Consider the following 21,707-nt stretch of genomic DNA (forward strand, 5'->3'; position numbering starts at 1 on the left):
ACCTCTTATTTATTTTGTTCTTTCAACAAAGCTTTGGCTTGCTTAACCCACTCTTCGGTTTCTATTCTCTCGCGAGTAATACCGTCAATAGCAGATAAATTTTCTTTATCAGCAGCTTTTAATTTGCTGATCTGCTCGTAAGTGTAAATACCAACTTCGTTAAGTTTTTTCTCATATGCAGGACCGATTCCGTTGATTTGTTTTAAATCATCAGCCTCCGCTTTTGTTGCAGTACCAATATTGTGTAATAATTTATCAACATCGATTTCTACACCCGACTGCTCTACTCTGTGCTCAGCACGAGTTACCAAATTCTCGCTTACCTCAACTTCAGCAGTCTCCGCTTTTGGAGAAGCAGCTTTAGTTTCTTTTTTAGGAGCTTTAGGCTCTTCCTTCTTTGGTTCAGCTTTTGCTTCTTTTGCTTTTTTAGCTCCTGAAGCTACAATGCTTTCGATTACGATTTCAGAAAGATACTGACGGTGACCGTTTTTCTTACGGTATCCTTTACGTCTTTTCTTTTTGAAAACAATCACTTTGTCACCTTTAAGGTGCTTCACGACTTTTGCTCCTACTTGAGCTCCGTCTATAGCCGGGGCGCCTAAAGTTATGTCAGATCCGTTACCAATAAGAAGAACATTATCAAAAGTTACCTTTTTACCTTCTTCAGTTGACAAACGGTTAACATACACCTTTTGGTCTTTCTCAACTTTAAATTGTTGCCCTGCTATCTCTACAATTGCATACATAGCGTTAAATTAATAAGTGTATATAATAAAATTCACCTTCATTTTTGAAGGCGGGTGCAAATATACATCTAAATTATTAATCTACAAACAGTTTATTGGTTAGTTGTTTGATTCCAGCTTCGCTTAAAATATTGCATCCAAGTAAGGGAAATTACTACCGTCGAAGCAAACCCCATAATAGCCACCACAAAGGCAACAAGGCCAATATGCACCTCGTAATCCCTTTTAAAAACTTCAAGTAATTCTGATAAGAAATCTGGATTCACTTCTGTGGCATATACCAAAAAGAATATGGTAAATAGAATGGTTGAAATAAAACCAGTTACTACACCAGTAATAAAACCTCCAGAATAAGTAAAATTATCCCCTTGTTCTAGCTTATAAACCTTAATAGCTGCATAAATACCAAACGCTGAAATGGCTGCATTAAAAAAGCTGAAGAATGGATTGGTATGAAGTCCGAATAGAGCCAAGAATAAAAAATATGCGATAAGACAACCGGTTATTGCTAAGCCATACCGTACTGGAAGAATCATTTTAGACATAATAAATATGATAAGATTTCACTTTAAATTTCGTGAAAAAACAATTAACTCCCAATTTTCAATTTAAAATGCTGAAAAATAATCTAATACTATAGCTTTTTATATTTTTGTTTTTCTATAATAAATCCTGTCGGAATTTTAATATCGACAGTAAAATCCTAAAATTAAGTATCGAATGAAAAAATGGCTATTTACCCCACTAATAATTCTATTTGGGGTCGTGCTTTTATATGCACAAAAAGTTGAGTTCACAGAATTTGATTTAGATAATGGGCTTCACGTAATTATGCACCAAGACAATTCTGCACCAGTGGTAACGGTAGGAGTAATGTATGATGTAGGAGGTAAAGATCTTGGCGGTGACAATAATCCTAACCGAACAGGATTTGCCCACTTTTTTGAACATTTGTTGTTCGAAGGCACTGAAAATATTCAAAGAGGCGAATGGTTCAAAATTGTATCAGCTCAAGGAGGTTCCAATAACGCGAATACTTCACCAGATAGGACTTATTATTTCGAAACATTTCCTTCCAATTCCTTAGAAACTGGTTTATGGATGGAATCTGAACGTATGCTTCACCCAAAGATCGATTCTATTGGGGTAGAAACACAAAATGAGGTCGTAAAAGAAGAAAAGCGTATGCGATATGACAATTCGCCTTACGGCCAATTTTTATTCGTCATAAATGAAAACATTTTTGAAAAGCATCCCTACAAATACAAAAACATTGGGGAAATGGAAGATCTTGATGCAGCTACTTTAGGTGAATTTAATGATTATTTCAAGAAATATTACGCGCCAAATAACGCAGTATTGGTAATTGCTGGTGATATCGATCCAGCTAACACAAAGAAATTAGTTACAGATTATTTTTCTGAAATTCCAAAAGGGAAAGATATTGTAAGGAACATCCCGTCAGAAGATCCTATTACTGAAACTCGACATGCTGAATTTTATGACCCAAATATTCAAATACCAGCCATTATTGCTGCATATAGAACTCCGGGGTTCACTGAAAGAGATTCTTATGTATTGAATATGTTATCGACTTATCTAAGTGATGGCAAGAGCTCTAAATTGTATAAAAAACTTGTTGATGAAAACAAACAAGCTTTACAGGTGGCGGCAATAAATTTTGGGCAACGCGATTATGGATTTTATGCTCTTTTGGCATTACCCTTGGGGGAAACCAGTCTTGAAACTTTAAAAAAGGAAATGGACGAAGAACTTGTAAAGGTTCAGACCGAACTTATTTCAGAAAGAGATTTTCAAAAACTTCAAAACAAGTATGAAAACCAATTTGTTAATTCTAATTCCTCCATACAAGGTATAGCCGATTCTTTGGCTACCTATTATTTATTGTATGGCGACGTAAATCTTATAAATAATGAATTAGAAATTTATCAATCTATTACTAGGGAAGACATTAAAAGAGTAGCCAACAAATATTTAAATCCAAATCAACGTGTAGAGATAAAATATCTTCCTAAAAACACAAATGAATAAGACTATGAAAATGAAAAATCACCATATAATTGTAGCACTTTGTCTGTTTATCTCATTAGGATCAGTAGCCCAAATAGACAGAACCAAAGTTCCAGAACCAGGACCTGCTCCTAAAGTTGAATTGAAAAAACCACAAACATTCGACCTTGATAACGGCATAAAGGTAATGGTAGTTGAAAACCACAAACTTCCTAGAGTAAGCATAACATTAGATATAGATAACAAACCTGTAGTTGAAGGAGATTTAGCAGGTGTTTCTTCCATTTTAAGTTCAATGTTAGGCAACGGCACCACCAATATTCCTAAAGACAAATACAATGACGAAGTCGACTTCCTAGGAGCCAATGTTAATATTAGTTCTAGCGGTGGTTTTGCAAGCGGACTTTCAAAATATTCAGATCGGATATTGGAATTGTTATCAGACGGAGCAATAAATCCACTACTAACCGAAGATGAATTTGAGAAGGTTAAGAGTCGAATTAAAGACAACCTTAAAGCCTCACAAAAGGATGTATCGGCCATCGCACAAAGAGTGGGATATGCTCTGGCATTTGGCAAGCACCATCCTAATGGAGAGTTTATCTCAGAAGAAACGCTAAACAAAATTAGCTTAGAAGATGTTAAGCGGTTTTATGATACTTACTACAAACCAAATAATGCCTACATAGTAGTAATTGGAGATGTAGATTACGACCACATCAAAAAGAAAATAAAAGACTCTTTTGGAAAATGGAAAAAATCCAACATGCCCGAATATAGTGTACCTCAACCAAACCCGGATGTTTCTAACCCTACAATAGAGTTTGTTAATATGCCCAATGCTGTACAGTCTGAAATTGCCGTTGGAAATTTAATCGAGGTGAAGATGGATGATCCAGATTATTTTCCACTTTTAATGGCAAACCAAATTCTTGGCGGAAGTTTTAATAGTTACTTAAACATGAATTTGCGAGAAGCACATGGCTATACTTATGGTGCAAGGTCTAGTTTTGGAAATTCGCGCTATGGTGCTACAATTTTTAATGCTGGCGCCTCTGTTAGAAATGAGGTTACCGACAGCTCTATAGTTGAAACAATTAAAGAAATTAAACGGATTAGAAACGAAAAGGTAAAACAAGCCGATCTTGATATCGCAAAGGCAAAATTCGTTGGCAATTTTGTGATGGCCATGGAAAGGCCACAGACGATTGCAAGTTATGCGTTGAATATTGAATATTATAACTTACCTAAAGACTATTATGAAAATTATTTGAAAAACATCAATGCTGTAACTGTTGATGATGTACAGAGGGTAGCCAATAAATATTTTAAACCAGAACAAGCGCGTATTGTTATTGCTGGAAAAGGTAGTGATGTCATTCCCAATCTTGAAAAATTGAATATACCTATAAACTACTATGATATTTATGCTAACAAAATTGACAAACCAGAATTTTCCAAACCAATTCCAGATGGATTGAATGCTAGAAAGGTCCTAGACTCTTATATCCAGGCCTCTGGTGGTAAGGAAAAACTAACAGAGGTTAAGACAATCCTTCAAAATTCTGAGATTTCCATTGCAAATGTTCCGATGAAAATCACTGCCGTTGCCAAAATAATGGCTCCAAACCTAGAAACAATTGAAATGTCTGCAGAAGGTATGGGTGTTATTATGAAACAAACATTTGACGGAACAGAAGGTTACATCCAACAACAAGGGAGAAAAATGCCGCTACCGGAGGAAACTGTAAAAGTAAAACTTAAAGAAAAGTCCCTTTTCCCTGAATTGCATTACAAAAATGATCAAGTCGAATTAAAATCTATTACGAACCTTGACGGGAATGAAGTTTATAAATTATTAGTAACCATAGATGGTGTGGATTCATATCGTTATTATTCTGTTGATTCTGGTTTGTTGGTTCAAATTGAAACAACAACAAAAATGCAAGAACAAGAGGTAAATAACATTATAAATTATGGTAATTATCAAGAGGTTGATGGGATTAAATTACCATTTGTACAAAAGGTTACCAACGGTCCCCAAATCATCAATTTAAAAGTTACTTCAATCAAATTAAATGAAGGAGTTACTGAAGAAGATTTTAAATAAATTCAAGTAAACCATATTGATAATATAAAAGCCCTCTAAAAAGAGGGCTTTTATATTTTTTAAAATCAATGCACTTGAAAACATGCATTTTAACTTCTAAAATTTCTTAAAAAATCACAAAAATGGTTAATTCTAGACAACTTTATCTTACTATTTTTTAGATTTACACGTTCTAACCTTACTTAAAATGAAAAATTTTACTCAACTTTTTAGTGTTCTTTTTGTGTTTGCGTCTATTCTAGGCTGCAAGAATGAGGCGGAACCTCAACTAAAAACAGTTGACGTTACTGCTTCTAACCAAGACGTTAAGACTCTCGATCCTAATGCTCATTATGCCAAAGCAGAATTTGGCATTGACGGTATGACCTGTGCTGTTGGATGTGCAAAAACCATAGAAAAGAAATTAGCAAAAATGGAAGGTGTTAAGTCTGCTAAAGTGGATTTCGAGAAGAAATTAGCAATGGTGGAATATAATGAAGATAAGGTAACACCTAGTAATTTAGAAGAAGCGGTTAAAATGGCAGGAGATGCCTATACTGTTGAAAATATGCAAACTGTCGATCATTTTAGTACAGAGAAATCGACGGTCACAGGCGATTGTCCTCCAGATTGTGACAAATCTTGTTGTGCTGACAAAAAAGACTGTCCGAAAGACTGTCAAATGCCATGTTGTAAAGACAAATAAATTAGGAAGCGCCTTACAGGCGCTTTTTTTATCTCAAAGGTGTTCCTTTTGCAGCCCACCATGGATGCATTTCTATTACTAATCGCTTGGCCTTGACCATTGGGTCTGAATTTGCAAGACTATCCGCCATTTCAAGAGTAGGAACGTTATATATGGTAATGCCCCTAACATCCCCATTATCTCCCATTGGACCAGAAATATCAGCATAACCCATTTCATACATTTTACTAAGATGAGCAAGATGTTCTACTTGCAACCTCGCGGCCTCCTCTTCATTCTGATTTCTAACTGGACCTCTTTTTAAAAAGGCTATAAAATATTGCTGCATTAATATGGTATCCCCACTTTTTGAATCCACATAATCAAAGAGTTGATATCCGTCCTCCACCAAACGTTTCCTAATATCCGCTGGACTGGATTGACTAAGGGTTTCTATACTATCTTCAATCAAATCTTTTTCATCAATTCCCAACTTAACTACTGAATCTTGATGTTCAATATCACTTGTGGCAGTATTAGTTACTAAATTTGTTTCCTTTTCTTTTTTGCACCCATAAAAAAATATTACAAGTATTAAGCAGGTGATAATTTGTCTCATCATTTCCAGTTTTTATAGGGATTGGTAATTAAATTGGCATTGTAATATTTCTGATCTCCGGTAACTTCCTCACCAATCCAAGAAGGCAAATTAAACAATTCATCTTTTGATTTCAATTCTAACTCCGCAATGACAAGTCCTTCATTTTCTCCATAAAATTCATCAATCTCAAACAATTTGCCTTCATGAAATACGTCATAACGACTTTTCTCAATCATAGGTTTTTCGCATAAATCCAATAAATCTAATGCATCATTTTTGGAAATTATGGTTTCCCATTCAAATCGCTCCAATCCATCATCGGTACTTTTGCCCTTTACGGTGAGTCGACCTTCATTTCCCGTTAGGCGAACTCGCACTATTCGATTTTTGTTAGAATTTAAAAAGCCCTGAATAATTTTCCTTGAATTTGAGGCTAGTTCCTTATATTCTGGAGATACAACTTTAAATTTTCTTTCAATTTCGATCATAGTGTTCAGCTAATTCAACAATATGGATTGAATTAATTATGGTTTCCTTATCACCATGTTTATCTAGATAAATCATGCATTTAACAATGCTCTCAAAACTAACTGGTATATATTTTTCCAAATCTCCCAACATCAATGGTTTTATAAGCGCTATAATCCAATGTGCCAAAAGCTCACCTAATCTGCGCTCCTCACGTTTACCTTTTATTAATGAGGGACGTAAAATATAGGTCCGCTCTAAGTGTTGCCTTAGCACCTTCTCCTCCATCTTTCCCTTTAACCTATTATAAAAAAATCGACTAGTCGTTTTCGCCCCAAGAGCAGAGATTACGATGAAGGTTGAAATTTTGTTATTCTTAGCTAATTGTGCAGCATGAAATGGTATGCCAACATCTATCTTTTCATAAGTTGTTTTGTTACGTGTCTTAGATCTAGTTGTACCGATACAACAGAAAACAACATCTCCATGAAACAAATCAGCATAATCCTTTATATGGAATAAATCGATTTTATGCCAAACTAATTTTGGGTGTGACGCCCTCTGTTCAGATCTAGCAAATACAATTATTTGTGAATAATAAGTATCCTCGAGTAATTTTTGAAGTAGAAAATTACCCGTTAACCCAGTTGCACCAATAAGAATTGCCCTACGTTCCATAATACTTAGAATTATATAAAGATATTATAATTTTAAGGAGGGCAAACAGTTATCTTGTTAATCCGAAATTTTTCATACACCTAATGTAAATGAGAAAAATTATTCATGTAGACATGGATGCATTTTATGCATCAGTTGAACAATTGGATAATCCAGACCTTAAAGGGAAACCATTGGCTGTTGGTGGAAATGAAAAACGAGGTGTGGTAAGTGCAGCAAGTTACGAGGCAAGGAAATTTGGTGTAAAAAGTGCCATGAACGGGCATTTGGCAAAAAAGTTATGCCCTAATCTAATCTTTGTAAAACCTAGGTTTACCAGATACCGGGAAGTTTCTTCCCAAATAAGGGATATATTCTATGAATATACCGATTTAGTTGAGCCTCTTTCTCTAGATGAAGCTTACCTAGATGTAACGATTAATAAAAAGGGGCATCCCAGCGCAACCATATTAGCCAAGAATATTCGGAAAGAAATATTAGAAAAAACTGGCTTAACCGCTTCCGCCGGCATCAGCATTAACAAATTCGTCGCCAAAATTGCAAGTGATATAAATAAACCCAATGGCCAAAAGACAATTGCTCCAGAGGAAGTGTATGAATTCTTGGAAGGTTTAGATATTAGGAAATTTTATGGTGTTGGAAAAGTTACAGCAGAAAAAATGTACCAACTTGGTATATTCTCCGGTTGGGATTTAAAAAATAAATCTAAAGAATATTTAGAAGACCATTTTGGCAATTCTGGCAGTTATTACTATGATATTGTCCGTGGCATCCATGATAGCCCTGTAAAACCTGATAGAATACGAAAATCGTTAGCAGCTGAAAGAACATTTGACGAGAATTTATCCTCCGAAATTTTTATGTTGGAAAAGTTAAAGTCTATTTCAAAGGAAGTTTCTAAACGTCTAAATAAATCTGGTATAAAAGGAAAAACAATTACCCTAAAAATTAAGTATAGTGACTTTAGTCTGCAAACAAGGAGCAGAACCATTTCGGAATACTTACAAGAGGAGAAAGAAATATTTCAGATTTCCAAAGAATTGCTTTATCAAGAAGAAATGCGTGAATCTGTTCGTCTTTTAGGCATTTCCATCTCCAATCTTAACATCAATGAAGCAGACGAAAGTTTAGAAGTGCAAGAAAAAATAAATGTACAGTTAGAGTTTGATTTTTAATTAGATATTACAATTGGTAATCTCCGTAACCCTTAACGTATTAACCATTCCTTTTTCTTGAATCGGCATCGCCGCCAAGCTAATGAGCATATCTCCAACTTCTAAATAACCCTTATTGCAGGCAATTGCATTAACATCTTCTATAGTTTCATCGGTACTAACAAACTTATCGTAATAAAACGCCTTAACACCCCATAAAAGATTCAATTGGGTTAATATGCGTTGGTTAGAAGTGAATACTAAAATGTGTGCAGAAGGCCTCCAAGCACTAATTTGAAACGCTGTATAACCACTATTGGTTAAAGTTGAAATAGCTTTGGCGCTTATTTCGTTTGCCATATGTGCAGCATGATAGCAAATAGATTTGGTAATATATCGCTTGGTACGAATATGTGGCGGAGACTGAGGAACCTGAATTAACGGAGAATCTTCAACCGAGCGAATTATATTCGCCATTTGTTTGATAACCTGTACTGGGTAACTACCTACTGAGGTTTCCCCTGATAGCATAACTGCATCTGCCCCATCCATTACGGAGTTGGCTACATCATTAACCTCAGCTCTGGTTGGTGTAAGGCTTGAAATCATGCTCTCCATCATTTGGGTTGCAATGATAACAGGAATTCTAGCACGTTTGGCCTTTAAAACCAATTGCTTCTGAATTAATGGCACCTCCTCAGCGGGGATTTCAACTCCGAGGTCTCCACGAGCAACCATTAGCCCATCGCAGTAAGCAACAATTTTATCAATATTTTCAACCGCCTCTGGCTTCTCAATCTTAGCAATTATTGGAATCTTATGTTCGCTATGTTCTTTAACCAGTTCCTCTAATTCTATTAAATCCTCAGGATTTCTAACAAACGACAGAGCTATCCAATCAACTTCTTGCTTTATGGCGAAAATGGCATCCTCAATATCTTTTTCAGTAAGGGCTGGTTGAGAAATTTTAGTGTTGGGAAGGTTTACACCCTTCTTAGATTTTAATGGTCCACCTTGAATAACCTTTGCTTTCACCTCACTTTTGCCATCCGAACCAACAACCTCAAAAATGAGTTTTCCATCGTCTAATAAAATGCGTTCACCTGGTTTGGCATCCTGAGGAAATTTTTCATAAGTCATATAGACTTTTTCCTTTGTTCCTTCAAAACGTTTACCGGTGGCAAAGACAATCTCATCTCCTTCATTTACCACAACTTCTTCCTTCATTACACCTACACGCAATTTTGGCCCTTGGAGGTCGGCTAATATCGCGGCATTATAACCAAATTCCTCATTTAATTCCCTAATCATAGAGATACGTTCCTTCACAGCTTCATAATCCGCATGTGAAAAATTAATTCTGAAGACATCTACTCCTTCATCTAGCATCCCTTTTAAAACCACTTTAGTGCTTGTCGCCGGTCCCAATGTGGCAACTATTTTGGTCTTTTTTCTTCTAATCATTCCTTATTTAACTTTAGAAAATTAAATGATCTATATTTTTTATTTTTTCAATATCTACCTGATAACAGGCAATTATTTGAGGTATATTTTGAAGTTGGCTAATATACAAACGTTCGCGCTTATGATAAAGGTCACTGGTGATTTTAAGAAAATAATCCACTTTGGGCATATCTGGAATCAAATGGAACGTTTTGGTAGTCTGTTGGGGATTCTCGAAAAGAGATCCTGTACTGTAAAGCATATCTCCTTCCCTTTTGCATACATTACTAATAAGATTCCAAGTGGTATATTCTTTGTTGCAAACCCACTCATAAATACTATATGAAGCAGCATTATATTTATAATCTAGATCTAAATCTTGTCGTTTCAACCTTAAATCCAACTCCATGTTTATTAAGTATGCCAACCGATAATCCTCTAAACTGCAATGAATAGCAATTAACCCAAACGAATCATCCAAAAACTCATCGAAATCAATTTTATGTAAAGCCATTGTTCAGTTGAAAATCAGTTAAATATACCACTTTACCTATTTATAGTAAATTCAGGATTACCCATTTAATTCAAAAAGATGCAATGAAATCAACGTGACATTTTATTTTGCAATGCGAAAAACGCCCTTTTAGAAGCTTTTTCTTCCGCTTTTTTCTTTGAAGTAGCCCTAGCCTTGGAAATCAATTTTCCATCAATGGAAAGTTTAACAGAAAAATGTTTTAACTCATCATTCCCAGTGTCTTCATAAACATGGTAATCAAAAGTTTTCTTTTCCTTTTGGCACCATTCTATAAGTAAACTTTTATAACTAATAACTTTCCCTTCAAGCCTATCTATATCAACATGTTTGTTGATTATTCGCTTAAAAATGAACTTTTCGCATTGTTTATAGCCTTTATCTAAATAGATAGCGCCTACAAGAGCCTCAAACAAATTACCATGAATATTATTTCCAAAATTAGATTTAGGGATCTTACTTTCAACCAAATCAATTAGATGAAGTTCTTTCCCCAATTCATTTAAATGTTCGCGGCTAACAACCTTAGAACGCATTTTTGTTAGATAGCCTTCATCACCATGCGGGACCTCATTATACAAATATGCGGCAATGACCGCACCCAACATAGCATCCCCTACAAATTCTAATCTTTCATAATTTATGCTATTACCCTCCTCATCTTTCAAATTCATGGATCTATGGGTAAATGCTTTGATATACAACTTTTTAGACCTCGGTTTATACCCTAAAATCTTTTCCAGCTGCAAAAAAAAATTCCCGTCATTTTGGGAACGGGAATTTAATATGTTTTGAATGAATTTCATTCAGAGATTAATCGAGTTTTTTAAATAGTACACAAGCATTATGGCCACCAAACCCAAAGGTATTACTCATGGCGACATTAATGTCTCGTTTTTGTGCTTTGTTTAAAGTTAAATTTAAATTTGGATCAATAGAATCATCCACAACCTCATGATTTATCGTCGGCGGAACTGTACCATATTTCATGGCGAGAATTGCGGCTATTGCTTCAATAGCACCAGCTGCACCCAGTAAATGTCCCGTCATAGATTTCGTTGAGTTGATATTGATGTCCTTAGCATGTGCTCCAAAAACTTCTTTTATAGCCTTCAATTCAGCAACATCCCCAAGTGGGGTTGATGTTCCATGAGTATTGATATGATCTACTTCTTCGGGTGACATACCAGCGTTCTCCAAACAATTTTTCATTACCGCGATAACCCCGATTCCATCAGGGTGCGGTGCTGTCATATGGTACGCATCAGAAGAAAGGCCTCCACCTACAAATTCTGCATAGATTTTTGCGCCTCTTTTCTTTGCATGCTCATATTCTTCAAGAATGATAGCTCCTGCACCTTCACCCAAAACAAAACCATCCCTAGTGGCATCAAAAGGTCTTGAAGCCGTTTGAGGGGAATCATTTCTAGTGGATAAAGCATGCATAGCATTGAAACCACCCATTCCTGCTTTTGTTACAGCAGCCTCACTACCTCCAGTAACTACCACATCGCAATATCCTAAACGGATATAATTTAATGCATCTATCATAGCATTTGCTGAAGATGCACAGGCAGAAACAGTTGTGTAATTCGGCCCCATAAAACCATGCTTGATAGAGATATTACCAGGGGCAATATCAGCAATCATCTTTGGTATAAAGAAAGGATTGAATCTAGGAGTACCATCTCCAGAACCGAAGTTTAGTACTTCGTCCTGAAAAGTTTCTAAACCCCCGATACCTGCACCCCAAATTACACCCACACGGTATTTATCAACCGATTCTAGATCTAATTCCGCATCTGCGATGGCTTCATCAGAAGCAACCAACGCATATTGCGTAAAACGGTCCATTTTACGCGCTTCCTTACGATCAAAAAATTGAAGGGGATCGAAGTTTTTCAGTTCACAGGCAAATTGTGTTTTGAACTTTTCAGAATCAAAATAGGTTATTGGAGCGGCACCACTTTTACCATTGATAAGACCTTCCCAATAGGCATCAATGGAATTTCCAATCGGTGTTAATGCTCCTAAACCGGTAACTACTACTCGCCTTAACTCCATAAATGGGGTTTAAATTATTTTGCTTCTTCTATATAGGAAATGGCCTGACCAACTGTCGCAATGTTTTCAGCTTGATCGTCAGGTATTTGAATGTCGAATTCTTTTTCGAATTCCATGATTAATTCAACAGTGTCGAGAGAATCGGCTCCTAAATCGTTAGTGAAGCTTGCTTCTGGAACCACCTCATTTTCATCGACACCTAATTTGTCAACGATAATCGCTTTTACTCTTGATGCAATGTCTGACATAATATTTAATTTTAAGTTTTAATTAGGACGCAAAAATAAAGTTTTTTATTTGAAAACGTACTTATACTGCGAATTTGTGAATGTAATTTACTAAAATAAAACCTAAGATTTTTATTGCTTGCTTCTGAATGTTGATAATTATTCTTTTTTTTGCTTGAAATAAAAAGGAGGGTAATTTTTAAAATTTAAAACTGCTAACTTATCTCCTAAGATCGATTTGCCAATCCAACCTATCACAACTAATAAAGAGACGAGATGAAACGAATAGTAATATTTGCCTCAGGTTCAGGATCTAATGCAGAGAATATCATAACCTATTTTCAAAACAAAGGCAATGCAGAGGTAGTTCAAGTTCTCACAAACAATCCTCAAGCAACAGTTTTAGATAGATGTAAACGATTAAAGGTAAGTGCCTTTTCATTTAATAGGACCGCATTCTATACGAAAGATCATGTGCTTAGCCACACTCAACAACTAAATCCAGATCTTATAGTATTAGCGGGGTTTTTGTGGAAAATCCCTGAAAATTTCGTTCATGCTTTTCCTAATAAAATAATTAATATTCATCCCGCGCTATTGCCAAAATATGGGGGAAAAGGAATGTATGGCCAACATGTGCATGAGGCAGTTGTAAATAATAAGGAGACTGAAACCGGTATAACCATCCATTTTGTGAATGAGCGTTACGATGAGGGAAACATCATTTTTCAAGTTTCCTGTGAAGTCAATCCTTATGATTCAGCTGAGGATGTTGCATCCAAAATACACGAATTAGAAATGATCCATTTTCCCAATGTGATAGAATCAATATTAACCTCGAATGGCTAAAAACAACAAATTCTATGTCGTATGGAAAGGATTAGAACCAGGCGTTTATTCAAGTTGGGAAGAATGCAAAAAACAGATTGATAATTTTAAGGGCGCCCAATACAAATCATTCCCTTCCAAAAAAGAAGCCGAAGAAGCCTTTCAAAAACCCTTTAGCAATCAATTTAAGAAAAGTAAAAACTCTACTATACAACATGGTCCTTCGCCAAACTTAAATTCAATTTCTGTTGATGCCGCATCTAGTGGAAATCCAGGAATAATGGAATACCAAGGAGTGGACACAGGAACAAAGCAACTTTTGTTTAAACAAGGCCCATTCCCCGAAGGAACCAATAATATTGGTGAATTTTTAGCCATTGTACATGGTTTAGCCTTTCTAAAGAAAAAAAATAGTTCTCGTATTATCTATACCGATTCAAAAACTGCAATGACTTGGGTTAGAAAAAAGAAATGCAACACGAAATTAGAAGTAACTTCAAAAAACAAGGAACTTTTCGACCTCATTGAGAGAGCAGAAAATTGGTTAACAACAAACACATTTCAAACCAAAATTGAAAAATGGGAGACCAAAATATGGGGAGAAATTCCGGCTGATTTTGGTCGAAAATAAGATTTGACCTGCACTTAAAAGACCCTTGTTTTTTACCCAATTTAATTTTGTAAATTTGCCGCAAATTAAAACCCCCTTATGAGCCAATTACTTATTGTTGGTACTGTTGCCTTTGATGCTATTGAAACACCTTTCGGTAAATCTGATAAAATCTTGGGCGGTGCAGCTACCTTTATAGGCCTTGCGGCTTCTCAATTTGATATTAATTCAGCAATAGTTTCTATAGTTGGGGGCGATTTCCCTAAGGAATATTTAAGTTTATTAGAAAGAAGAAATATAGATACTACCGGCATAGAAATCGTTGAGGACGGCAAAACGTTTTTTTGGCATGGACGATACCACAACGATATGAACAGCCGTGATACGTTGGTCACTGAATTAAATGTGTTGGCAGATTTTAACCCTATAGTCCCCGCATCACATAAAAACTCAGAAATTGTGGTATTGGGCAACCTTCATCCTCAGGTACAAATAAGTGTTTTAGAGCAAATGGAAACTAAACCCAAGATGGCCATTTTAGACACTATGAATTTTTGGATGGACAATACCCCTGAAGATTTAAACAGGGTTATTGGCATGGTTAATGCCATTACCATAAATGATGCTGAGGCAAGACAGCTTACAGGAGAATACTCCTTATTGGTTGCTGCGAGAAAGATACAACAGATGGGCCCTGAATATGTTGTTATTAAAAAAGGTGAGCATGGAGCATTATTATTTCATGAGGATGAAATTTTTTATGCCCCAGCATTACCGCTCGAAGAAGTATTTGATCCTACAGGTGCCGGAGATACATTTGCTGGCGGTTTTGCCGGGTATTTGGCCTGCACGAGAGATATAGAGTTTAATAATATTAAAAATGCGGTGATTTATGGATCTGCTTTGGCGTCCTTTAGTGTTGAAAAGTTTGGCACCCAAAGAATGCTCGACCTAAAGCCGCAAGAATTGAGGGAAAGGTTGGAACAATTTAAACAACTAACCCAATTTGAGATTGAATTAACATAAATCAGCGCGCTCAAAAGGAGCGCGTTTTATTTTTACGTATAAAATGAGTGACGCAATTAAGCACGAATGTGGAATCGCACAAATTAGGTTACTGAAACCATTATCCTATTATAAGGAAAAATATGGTACCGCTTTTTATGGTGTGAACAAAATGTATCTAATGATGGAAAAGCAGCATAACCGTGGACAAGACGGCGCTGGTTTTGCAAGTATTAAATTAGATACGGCCCCTGGAGAACGCTATATTAGTCGTATTCGTTCAGTTGCACAACAGCCAATTCAAGATATATTCGACCAAATTAATGATCGCATCAATAAAGAATTCATTGAACACCCTGAATATATCGATGATGTAGAAAAGCAAAAGAGGTACATCCCATATATTGGAGAAGTATTATTAGGCCATGTTAGATATGGTACTTTTGGAAAAAACAGTGTTGAAAGTGTTCATCCATTTTTGCGCCAGAATAACTGGATGCACAGAAATCTTATCGTTGCTGGTAATTTCAATATGACCAACGTTAACGAGCTCTTTGATACCTTAGTATCTCTCGGTCAACATCCAAAGGAAAAAGCTGACACCATAACAATAATGGAAAAAATTGGTCACTTCTTAGATGATGAAGTAGCCAAAAACTACAAGAAGCTAAAGAAAGAAGGTTATTCGAAAATAGAATGCTCCCCACTAATTGCAGAAAGATTAAACGTAGCAAAAATATTACGAAAAGCTGCGAAAAATTGGGATGGTGGTTATGCAATGGCTGGTTTGTTTGGACATGGTGACGCTTTCGTGTTGAGGGATCCTGCTGGAATAAGACCTGCATATTATTACAAAGATGAGGAGTTCGTTGTAATTGCCTCAGAACGCCCAGTTATTCAGACTGTATTTAATGTAGCGTTTGAAGATGTCATCGAGCTCGATCCTGGCCATGCAATTATCACTAAAAAAACAGGTGAAGTTTCAATAAAGCAAATTGTAGAACCACTACCTAGAAAGGCATGTTCTTTTGAGCGAATTTATTTTTCTAGAGGCAGCGATGCCGAAATTTATAAAGAGCGTAAACAACTCGGTAGATTGTTGATGCCAAAAGTTTTGCAGAATATTGATTATGATACTGAAAATACCGTGTTTTCTTATATCCCCAATACTGCAGAAACTTCATTTTACGGTATGATCGACCAATTAGAAACCTTTTTAAACGAGAAAAAAACAAAGGCAATTTTAGAAGGTAAAGGGGAATTATCTGCTGAAAAGGTAACAGAAATTTTAGCGGAATCGCCTCGCATGGAAAAAATAGCTATTAAAGATGTAAAGCTTCGCACCTTTATTACGGAAGATAGTAGTCGAGACGATTTGGTTGCCCATGTTTATGATGTTACTTACGGGGTAATAAAACGAAATGATAATTTAGTAATTATAGATGACAGCATTGTTAGAGGAACAACGTTAAAAAAGAGCATTATAAAAATGCTCGATCGGTTAAATCCGAAAAAAATAATAGTTGTGTCTTCAGCTCCACAAATACGATATCCAGACTGTTATGGAATCGATATGGCAAAACTAGAAGACTTAGTAGCCTTCCGAGGTATGCTGGAATTATTAAAGGAGAATGACAAGTATCATTTAATTGAAGAGGTTTATAAAAAATGTGCGAAACAAGTTAATTATCATGACACTGAGGTGGTGAACCACGTTAAAGAACTGTATTCATTATTTACAGCCGAGGAAATTTCTGATAAAATTGCAGAATTAATATCAGATGATGGCGTTAATGCAGAGGTAAAAGTTATCTTTCAAACTATTGAAAATCTACATAATGCGTGTCCAAAAAATCTTGGCGATTGGTATTTTACTGGAAACTACCCAACTCCAGGTGGAAATAGGGTAGTTAACCGAGCTTTTATGAATTTTTATGAAGGAAAAAACGAACGAGCCTATTAGAAAGCGGTGCGTTTTATCTATATTTTTTGCGCTTTTAACCGATAAAAGTGCATTTCGTCTAAAAATTGTAATCCTATCACTAAAAACGATATACATTAGCAGAACCATAACATAAGTAGGTTAAGTTCATGGTAGATTTGGGGCAAAAAAAGGTGAACTTTCGTTCACCTTTTTTTATGCGCAAACTTTTTCTTCGCATTTGCCAACATTTAATATATCCCATTCTCACCCCTCTATACGCATTATTAGATATGATACATTTCAACGATGTTTTTCGTAAAAATCTACCCATTGGCAGTTTTTTTTAACAAAACATCTAAATATTACCTAAGTACAAAAGTTTCACAACTATATTTGAATCACCATAACATAAGTAGGTTAAGTTTATGGTAGATTTGGGGCAAAAAGGTGGACAATAGTCCACCTTTTTTTATTTGCTAACTTTTCCCAAAAATTCCAATAAGGCGACAAGGAATATCTCATGCATTTTCGGTTAGGCTAATATTTAGGCAGTTTGTCTAATAAATTAATTCTGTAGGATATAAGCCTTTTATATTTGCCTTTACCATAACATAAGTAGGTTAAGTTTATGGTAGATTTGGGGCAAAAAAGGTGAACTTTCGTTCACCTTTTTTCATTTTATATTCATAAAAAAAGCAGCCCTAAGGCTGCTTTGGTAACACAACAAAATCTAATTTTATTAAATCGCTTCTGCGTAACGTCTTTCAACTTCGTTCCAATTTATAACATTGAAGAAAGCTTCAATATAATCTGGACGTCTGTTTTGGTAATTTAGATAATAAGCATGTTCCCATACATCAATACCTAAAATTGGAGTACCTCCACATCCTATACCCGGCATAAGCGGGTTATCTTGGTTTGCAGTAGAACAAACATCAACTTTGCCCCCCTTGTGAGCACATAACCATGCCCAACCAGATCCAAATCTTGAACCAGCAGCACTAGAAAATTCAGCCTTAAATCCATCAAAAGATTTAAAAGCCTCTTCTATTGCATCCTTCAGATTTCCGGATAATCGACCTTTATTATCGGGATTCATCACTTCCCAAAATAAGGAATGGTTATAAAACCCACCTCCATTATTTCTAACAGCAGCATTGTCCATATCCAAATTAATTAGGATATTTTCAATAGTTTTTCCTTCTAGGTCAGTGCCTTTAATTGCATCGTTAAGTTTTGATGTATAACCTTGATGATGTTTGGTATGGTGTATTTCCATTGTTCTAGCATCAATATATGGTTCTAAGGCATCATAGTCATATTTCAATTTCGGTAATTCAAAAGCCATAATTTGTGATTTTTAATAGTTAAAATTTCACTCAAATTTAGCTATAATGAAGCGCAATTAAAAATATTAAATACCAATGAAATCATAGATACTTTCTATCTTGTGGTAAAATTACCTCGGTGTCTTATAGCTCAAATTTCAACATTTACAGTGCTTCAGCAGGAAGTGGAAAAACATTCAACATCGTTCGAATCTATTTGAGGCTATTGTTTAGCTCAAAAGATTTAACAAAATTTAAGACAATTCTAGCCATAACCTTCACCAATAAAGCGGTTGGCGAGATGAAAGAGAGGGTGATTTCTACATTAAAATCTTTTTCAAACCCTGCTATTTTAGAAAATCCAAATCCATTATTTGAACTGCTAATGAAGGATTTGAATTATACTCCGGAAGAATTGCATAAGAAATCAGCAATAATATTAGAGCACATACTTAACAATTACGGCGCCTTCGACATCTCAACAATTGATAAGTTCAATCATAGAATTCTTAGGACATTCGCAAGAGACATGAAGTTACCCACCAATTTTGAGGTCGAAATGGATACAAGCTTATTATTGCAACGGGCAGTTGACCAATTGATTGATAAAGTTGGACAAGAAGCAGAACTTACGGATTTATTAATACAATTTGCAATTGACAAGGCTGATGATGACCGAAGCTGGGATATTTCATTTGATCTGAATGAAATGTCTAAAATTTTAATCAGCGAAAACGATCTGCCATATTTAAAAATTTTGGAGACTAAAACCGTGTCCGATTTTAAACAACTTAAAGGTCTACTTACAAAAAAAGTTGAGTCAGCAAGAAAAGATATTAATGAATTAGCTTCATCGGTGTTAACCGTATTGAAAACAAAAGGTGTAGAAAATGACTTTTACGGCAATTATATTCCTAAACACTTTATTAAAGTAAAAGATGGATTTAATGATTTAGGGAGTCTATACGGCAATCAATTAGAAAACAACTTGCGATTAAATGAGCGACTATTCGCCAAATCGAAATCGAAATCTACGCAAGACACCATCCTAAAGATAGCACCATTAATTCTGGAACGTTACCTAAAAATTAAAGAATTACTTTACCAAACAGACTTTCATCTCAACGTATTAAAGAATCTGACTGCTCTTACCGTCATACATTACCTTAATGACTCTTTAAATACCATAAAACAAGAGGAAGATTTATTGTTGATTTCAGAATTTAATGAATTAATTTCAAAAGAATTAAGATCGCAACCCGCCCCTTACATTTATGAAAGATTAGGTGAGCGCTTCCAACATTATTTCATTGATGAGTTTCAGGACACCTCAGGTATGCAATGGGAAAATCTTATACCCCTCATTGAAAACTCTCTTGCAGGTTTAACAGGTGGGGAGCCAGGGTCATTAGTACTGGTAGGAGATGTAAAGCAAGCTATATATAGGTGGAGGGGTGGAAAAGCCGAGCAATTTTTGAACCTACTTTCTGTCGAAAATAGTCCTTTTCCAATAAAACCAGGATTCGAAAATTTAGATACCAACTATAGAAGCCGGCTGGACATCGTAAAATTTAATAATTCCTTATTTGAATATATATCTAATGCAATTTTCAAGAATACAGAGCACAAGGCCTTGTATTCTAGGAGTGGGCAAATTTCGAATTCCTCCGATCCTGGATATATTGAAATTCAATTTTTAGAATTTGAAAATTCAGATAAAAATGAGGTTTATTCCCACCAATGTTTGAAAACATTAATCGATCTTACAAGTGAAGGTTACAATTACGGAGACATATGCATTATAGTTAGAAAAAATAAACAAGGCGCGGAAATTGCAAAAGTTCTCTCCGAAAATAATATTGAGGTGGTCTCTCCAGATTCCTTATTACTCGAAAATTCAGCAAAGGTCCAATTCCTGAATGCCTTCCTTCAACTAATAGATCAACCAAAAAATGATGAACCTAAAATTAAGGTCCTGGAATTTATAGCTGAAAAAGCAGAAATAGAAGAAAGCCATTCTTTTTACAAGAAATATTTGTCCTTAACCGGCGGAGAATTTTATAAGTCTCTAAGAGATTTAGGCTATACTATTGATGTGGAACAGATTCAACGTCTACCAATTTATGAAATTGCAGAGCTCTTGGTTTCAACCTTCAATTTAAATTGTGCCTCAGATGCCTACCTAATCGCCTACCTCGATGAGATTTACAAATATTCCCAGAGGCAAACTCTCGGTATTCAAGGTTTTCTACTTCATTGGGATAAGAAAAAAGATAAACTGAGCGTCCAAGCTCCAGAATCGGATTCTGCAGTAACCATAATGACCATCCACAAAGCAAAGGGGCTACAGTTTCCTGTTGTTATCTTACCTTATGCCGACGAGACTTTGGTTAGCAATAGGAAAAATAAACTTTGGTTTAAGGTAAATCCACAGGAATATGCTGGTTTTCCTTTTTTGTATACATCGGCAAATAAGAATTTGGAGGAGTTGGGCCAAGAAGGCGCAAATGCCTATGCTGAATACCAAGATTTTTCAATATTGGATAGTATAAATCTACTTTATGTGGCCTTGACAAGACCTGAGGAACGACTTTATATTTTTACAGAAAACCCCAAGAACCCTACTAATGAAATAAGTAATTATTCCAATTTATTACAGCATTATTTACAAAGTGAAAATATATGGGAAGAAGGCCAGAATTTTTACCAATTAGGCGGAAAAACTTCTCCAACCAAAACAATCCATTCTGAAATTAAAGATCAATCGGGAATAATCTCAAATCCTAGGGTGGATCAAAATTTAGAAATCCTTTCCAATAATGGACTTCTTTGGGATAGCATCCAACAAGAAGCAATGGAAAAGGGGAACATAGCGCATGAATTGTTAGCAAGAATAAATACAGTTAACGACCTTCAGTTTGTTTTAAGTGATGCTTTGAACGAGGGACTTATAATCGATATCCAAGAAAGCAGTCTACGTGATACACTACTTAACATAGTGAACCATCCATCACTATCTCCCTACTTTTCAGGTGAATTTATAATTTTAAACGAAAGAGATATACTTACAAAAAGCGGCAATATATATAGGCCAGACCGGGTTGCAATAAAAAATAATCAAGCTGTAATTATTGATTACAAAACAGGACAGCCTAAAACGTGGCATGAAAAACAACTTCAAGAGTATGCAGAACTAATTGAATCTATGGGTTTTAGCGTAACCAAGAAAATTCTTGTCTATATAGAAGACGAAGTTGCCGTGAAAGAATTTTAATTTTGCACAAATATAAAATC

At 35.5% G+C, this 21,707-nt stretch carries 20 protein-coding genes; 9 read left to right on the forward strand and 11 right to left on the reverse strand.

The features are described 5' to 3' along the window. Nucleotides 1-5 precede the first annotated feature (5 nt). Complete coding sequence (gene rplU / locus ISU00_RS04270) at nucleotides 6-746, reverse strand: 50S ribosomal protein L21 (RefSeq protein WP_228852806.1); 741 nt, start codon at nucleotides 744-746, stop codon at nucleotides 6-8. A gap of 92 nt (nucleotides 747-838) precedes the next feature. Continuing rightward, nucleotides 839-1,291 carry a DUF4199 domain-containing protein gene (locus tag ISU00_RS04275; RefSeq protein WP_228852807.1) on the reverse strand — a complete coding sequence of 151 codons (453 nt, stop codon included), beginning with the start codon at nucleotides 1,289-1,291 and terminating at the stop codon, nucleotides 839-841. Nucleotides 1,292-1,466: 175 nt separating this feature from the next. Between ISU00_RS04275 and ISU00_RS04280 the strand changes: the two genes are divergently transcribed. The 3 genes from ISU00_RS04280 to ISU00_RS04290 all read left to right on the forward strand — a co-directional run bounded on the left by ISU00_RS04280 (nucleotide 1,467) and on the right by ISU00_RS04290 (nucleotide 5,572). Next, complete coding sequence (locus ISU00_RS04280) at nucleotides 1,467-2,798, forward strand: M16 family metallopeptidase (protein ID WP_228852808.1); 1,332 nt, start codon at nucleotides 1,467-1,469, stop codon at nucleotides 2,796-2,798. Beyond that, a complete protein-coding gene (locus ISU00_RS04285; protein ID WP_228852809.1) occupies nucleotides 2,791-4,887 on the forward strand; it encodes a M16 family metallopeptidase in 2,097 nt (698 codons plus the stop codon). Before ISU00_RS04280 ends, ISU00_RS04285 begins: the two co-directional genes overlap by 8 nt. Nucleotides 4,888-5,074: 187 nt before the next feature. Next, nucleotides 5,075-5,572, forward strand: a complete 498-nt coding sequence (locus ISU00_RS04290; protein WP_228852810.1) for a heavy-metal-associated domain-containing protein — start codon at nucleotides 5,075-5,077, stop codon at nucleotides 5,570-5,572. Nucleotides 5,573-5,600: 28 nt separating this feature from the next. Here the strand turns inward: ISU00_RS04290 and ISU00_RS04295 are convergent, their stop codons facing one another. From ISU00_RS04295 to ISU00_RS04305, 3 genes are read right to left on the reverse strand one after another with little or no spacing between them, the layout of a single operon-like run. After that, nucleotides 5,601-6,170, reverse strand: a complete 570-nt coding sequence (locus ISU00_RS04295) for a YciI family protein (protein WP_228853712.1) — start codon at nucleotides 6,168-6,170, stop codon at nucleotides 5,601-5,603. Then, entirely contained in the window at nucleotides 6,170-6,640 is a 471-nt protein-coding gene (locus tag ISU00_RS04300; RefSeq protein WP_228852811.1) for a CYTH domain-containing protein, read from the reverse strand. Before ISU00_RS04300 ends, ISU00_RS04295 begins: the two co-directional genes overlap by 1 nt. Beyond that, entirely contained in the window at nucleotides 6,627-7,298 is a 672-nt protein-coding gene (locus ISU00_RS04305; RefSeq protein ID WP_228852812.1) for an NAD(P)H-binding protein, read from the reverse strand. The genes ISU00_RS04300 and ISU00_RS04305 overlap by 14 nt, the downstream gene beginning before the upstream one ends. Nucleotides 7,299-7,387: 89 nt before the next feature. Between ISU00_RS04305 and dinB the strand changes: the two genes are divergently transcribed. After that, complete coding sequence (gene dinB, locus ISU00_RS04310; RefSeq protein ID WP_228852813.1) at nucleotides 7,388-8,473, forward strand: DNA polymerase IV; 1,086 nt, start codon at nucleotides 7,388-7,390, stop codon at nucleotides 8,471-8,473. Here the strand turns inward: dinB and pyk are convergent, their stop codons facing one another. The 5 genes from pyk to ISU00_RS04335 all read right to left on the reverse strand — a co-directional run bounded on the left by pyk (nucleotide 8,474) and on the right by ISU00_RS04335 (nucleotide 12,739). Further along, nucleotides 8,474-9,916: a pyruvate kinase gene (gene pyk / locus ISU00_RS04315; RefSeq protein ID WP_228852814.1), complete on the reverse strand. Its 1,443-nt coding sequence runs from the start codon at nucleotides 9,914-9,916 to the stop codon at nucleotides 8,474-8,476. It abuts the gene before it with no gap. Between the two features lie 13 nt (nucleotides 9,917-9,929). Then, nucleotides 9,930-10,409: an IPExxxVDY family protein gene (locus tag ISU00_RS04320; protein WP_228852815.1), complete on the reverse strand. Its 480-nt coding sequence runs from the start codon at nucleotides 10,407-10,409 to the stop codon at nucleotides 9,930-9,932. Between the two features lie 89 nt (nucleotides 10,410-10,498). Then, on the reverse strand, nucleotides 10,499-11,233 hold the full coding sequence (rnc, locus tag ISU00_RS04325) for a ribonuclease III (protein WP_228852816.1): 735 nt from the start codon (nucleotides 11,231-11,233) through the stop codon (nucleotides 10,499-10,501). 7 nt (nucleotides 11,234-11,240) lie between these two features. Beyond that, nucleotides 11,241-12,491, reverse strand: coding sequence for a beta-ketoacyl-ACP synthase II (gene fabF, locus ISU00_RS04330; protein ID WP_228852817.1), 1,251 nt, complete (start codon nucleotides 12,489-12,491; stop codon nucleotides 11,241-11,243). Between the two features lie 14 nt (nucleotides 12,492-12,505). Then, the gene (locus ISU00_RS04335; RefSeq protein WP_010519573.1) at nucleotides 12,506-12,739 is read right to left on the reverse strand and encodes an acyl carrier protein; all 234 of its coding nucleotides are present in this window, start codon (nucleotides 12,737-12,739) and stop codon (nucleotides 12,506-12,508) included. A gap of 255 nt (nucleotides 12,740-12,994) precedes the next feature. Here ISU00_RS04335 and purN point away from each other — a divergent pair, with 255 nt between their 5' ends. The 4 genes from purN to ISU00_RS04355 all read left to right on the forward strand — a co-directional run bounded on the left by purN (nucleotide 12,995) and on the right by ISU00_RS04355 (nucleotide 17,124). After that, nucleotides 12,995-13,567 (forward strand): phosphoribosylglycinamide formyltransferase, encoded by a 573-nt coding sequence (gene purN / locus ISU00_RS04340; protein WP_228852818.1) that lies wholly within the window; start codon nucleotides 12,995-12,997, stop codon nucleotides 13,565-13,567. Next, nucleotides 13,560-14,177 (forward strand): ribonuclease H1 domain-containing protein, encoded by a 618-nt coding sequence (locus ISU00_RS04345; protein WP_228852819.1) that lies wholly within the window; start codon nucleotides 13,560-13,562, stop codon nucleotides 14,175-14,177. Before purN ends, ISU00_RS04345 begins: the two co-directional genes overlap by 8 nt. A 78-nt stretch (nucleotides 14,178-14,255) precedes the next feature. Continuing rightward, nucleotides 14,256-15,182: a PfkB family carbohydrate kinase gene (locus ISU00_RS04350; protein WP_228852820.1), complete on the forward strand. Its 927-nt coding sequence runs from the start codon at nucleotides 14,256-14,258 to the stop codon at nucleotides 15,180-15,182. Between the two features lie 43 nt (nucleotides 15,183-15,225). Then, a complete protein-coding gene (locus tag ISU00_RS04355) occupies nucleotides 15,226-17,124 on the forward strand; it encodes an amidophosphoribosyltransferase (protein ID WP_228852821.1) in 1,899 nt (632 codons plus the stop codon). Between the two features lie 700 nt (nucleotides 17,125-17,824). Here ISU00_RS04355 and ISU00_RS04360 read toward each other — a convergent pair. Continuing rightward, complete coding sequence (locus tag ISU00_RS04360) at nucleotides 17,825-18,433, reverse strand: superoxide dismutase (RefSeq protein ID WP_228852822.1); 609 nt, start codon at nucleotides 18,431-18,433, stop codon at nucleotides 17,825-17,827. 119 nt (nucleotides 18,434-18,552) lie between these two features. Here ISU00_RS04360 and ISU00_RS04365 point away from each other — a divergent pair, with 119 nt between their 5' ends. Beyond that, nucleotides 18,553-21,687 (forward strand): UvrD-helicase domain-containing protein, encoded by a 3,135-nt coding sequence (locus ISU00_RS04365; RefSeq protein WP_228852823.1) that lies wholly within the window; start codon nucleotides 18,553-18,555, stop codon nucleotides 21,685-21,687. The last annotated feature ends 20 nt before the right edge of the window (nucleotides 21,688-21,707 follow it).

Source organism: Aegicerativicinus sediminis (assembly GCF_015476115.1).
Taxonomy (GTDB): Bacteria; Bacteroidota; Bacteroidia; order Flavobacteriales; family Flavobacteriaceae; genus Aegicerativicinus; species Aegicerativicinus sediminis.

Bases quoted from the DNA above. Each gene is read 5' to 3' on its own strand.
- ISU00_RS04345 (WP_228852819.1), top strand. From the start codon at position 13,560: ATGGCTAAAAACAACAAATTCTATGTCGTATGGAAAGGATTAGAACCA.
- ISU00_RS04350 (WP_228852820.1), top strand. From the start codon at position 14,256: ATGAGCCAATTACTTATTGTTGGTACTGTTGCCTTTGATGCTATTGAA.
- rnc (WP_228852816.1), bottom strand. From the start codon at position 11,233: ATGAAATTCATTCAAAACATATTAAATTCCCGTTCCCAAAATGACGGG.
- ISU00_RS04275 (WP_228852807.1), bottom strand. From the start codon at position 1,291: ATGTCTAAAATGATTCTTCCAGTACGGTATGGCTTAGCAATAACCGGT.
- ISU00_RS04320 (WP_228852815.1), bottom strand. From the start codon at position 10,409: ATGGCTTTACATAAAATTGATTTCGATGAGTTTTTGGATGATTCGTTT.
- pyk (WP_228852814.1), bottom strand. From the start codon at position 9,916: ATGATTAGAAGAAAAAAGACCAAAATAGTTGCCACATTGGGACCGGCG.
- ISU00_RS04360 (WP_228852822.1), bottom strand. From the start codon at position 18,433: ATGGCTTTTGAATTACCGAAATTGAAATATGACTATGATGCCTTAGAA.
- fabF (WP_228852817.1), bottom strand. From the start codon at position 12,491: ATGGAGTTAAGGCGAGTAGTAGTTACCGGTTTAGGAGCATTAACACCG.
- ISU00_RS04305 (WP_228852812.1), bottom strand. From the start codon at position 7,298: ATGGAACGTAGGGCAATTCTTATTGGTGCAACTGGGTTAACGGGTAAT.
- ISU00_RS04300 (WP_228852811.1), bottom strand. From the start codon at position 6,640: ATGATCGAAATTGAAAGAAAATTTAAAGTTGTATCTCCAGAATATAAG.
- ISU00_RS04335 (WP_010519573.1), bottom strand. From the start codon at position 12,739: ATGTCAGACATTGCATCAAGAGTAAAAGCGATTATCGTTGACAAATTA.
- ISU00_RS04290 (WP_228852810.1), top strand. From the start codon at position 5,075: ATGAAAAATTTTACTCAACTTTTTAGTGTTCTTTTTGTGTTTGCGTCT.
- purN (WP_228852818.1), top strand. From the start codon at position 12,995: ATGAAACGAATAGTAATATTTGCCTCAGGTTCAGGATCTAATGCAGAG.
- ISU00_RS04355 (WP_228852821.1), top strand. From the start codon at position 15,226: ATGAGTGACGCAATTAAGCACGAATGTGGAATCGCACAAATTAGGTTA.
- dinB (WP_228852813.1), top strand. From the start codon at position 7,388: ATGAGAAAAATTATTCATGTAGACATGGATGCATTTTATGCATCAGTT.
- rplU (WP_228852806.1), bottom strand. From the start codon at position 746: ATGTATGCAATTGTAGAGATAGCAGGGCAACAATTTAAAGTTGAGAAA.
- ISU00_RS04280 (WP_228852808.1), top strand. From the start codon at position 1,467: ATGAAAAAATGGCTATTTACCCCACTAATAATTCTATTTGGGGTCGTG.
- ISU00_RS04285 (WP_228852809.1), top strand. From the start codon at position 2,791: ATGAATAAGACTATGAAAATGAAAAATCACCATATAATTGTAGCACTT.
- ISU00_RS04295 (WP_228853712.1), bottom strand. From the start codon at position 6,170: ATGAGACAAATTATCACCTGCTTAATACTTGTAATATTTTTTTATGGG.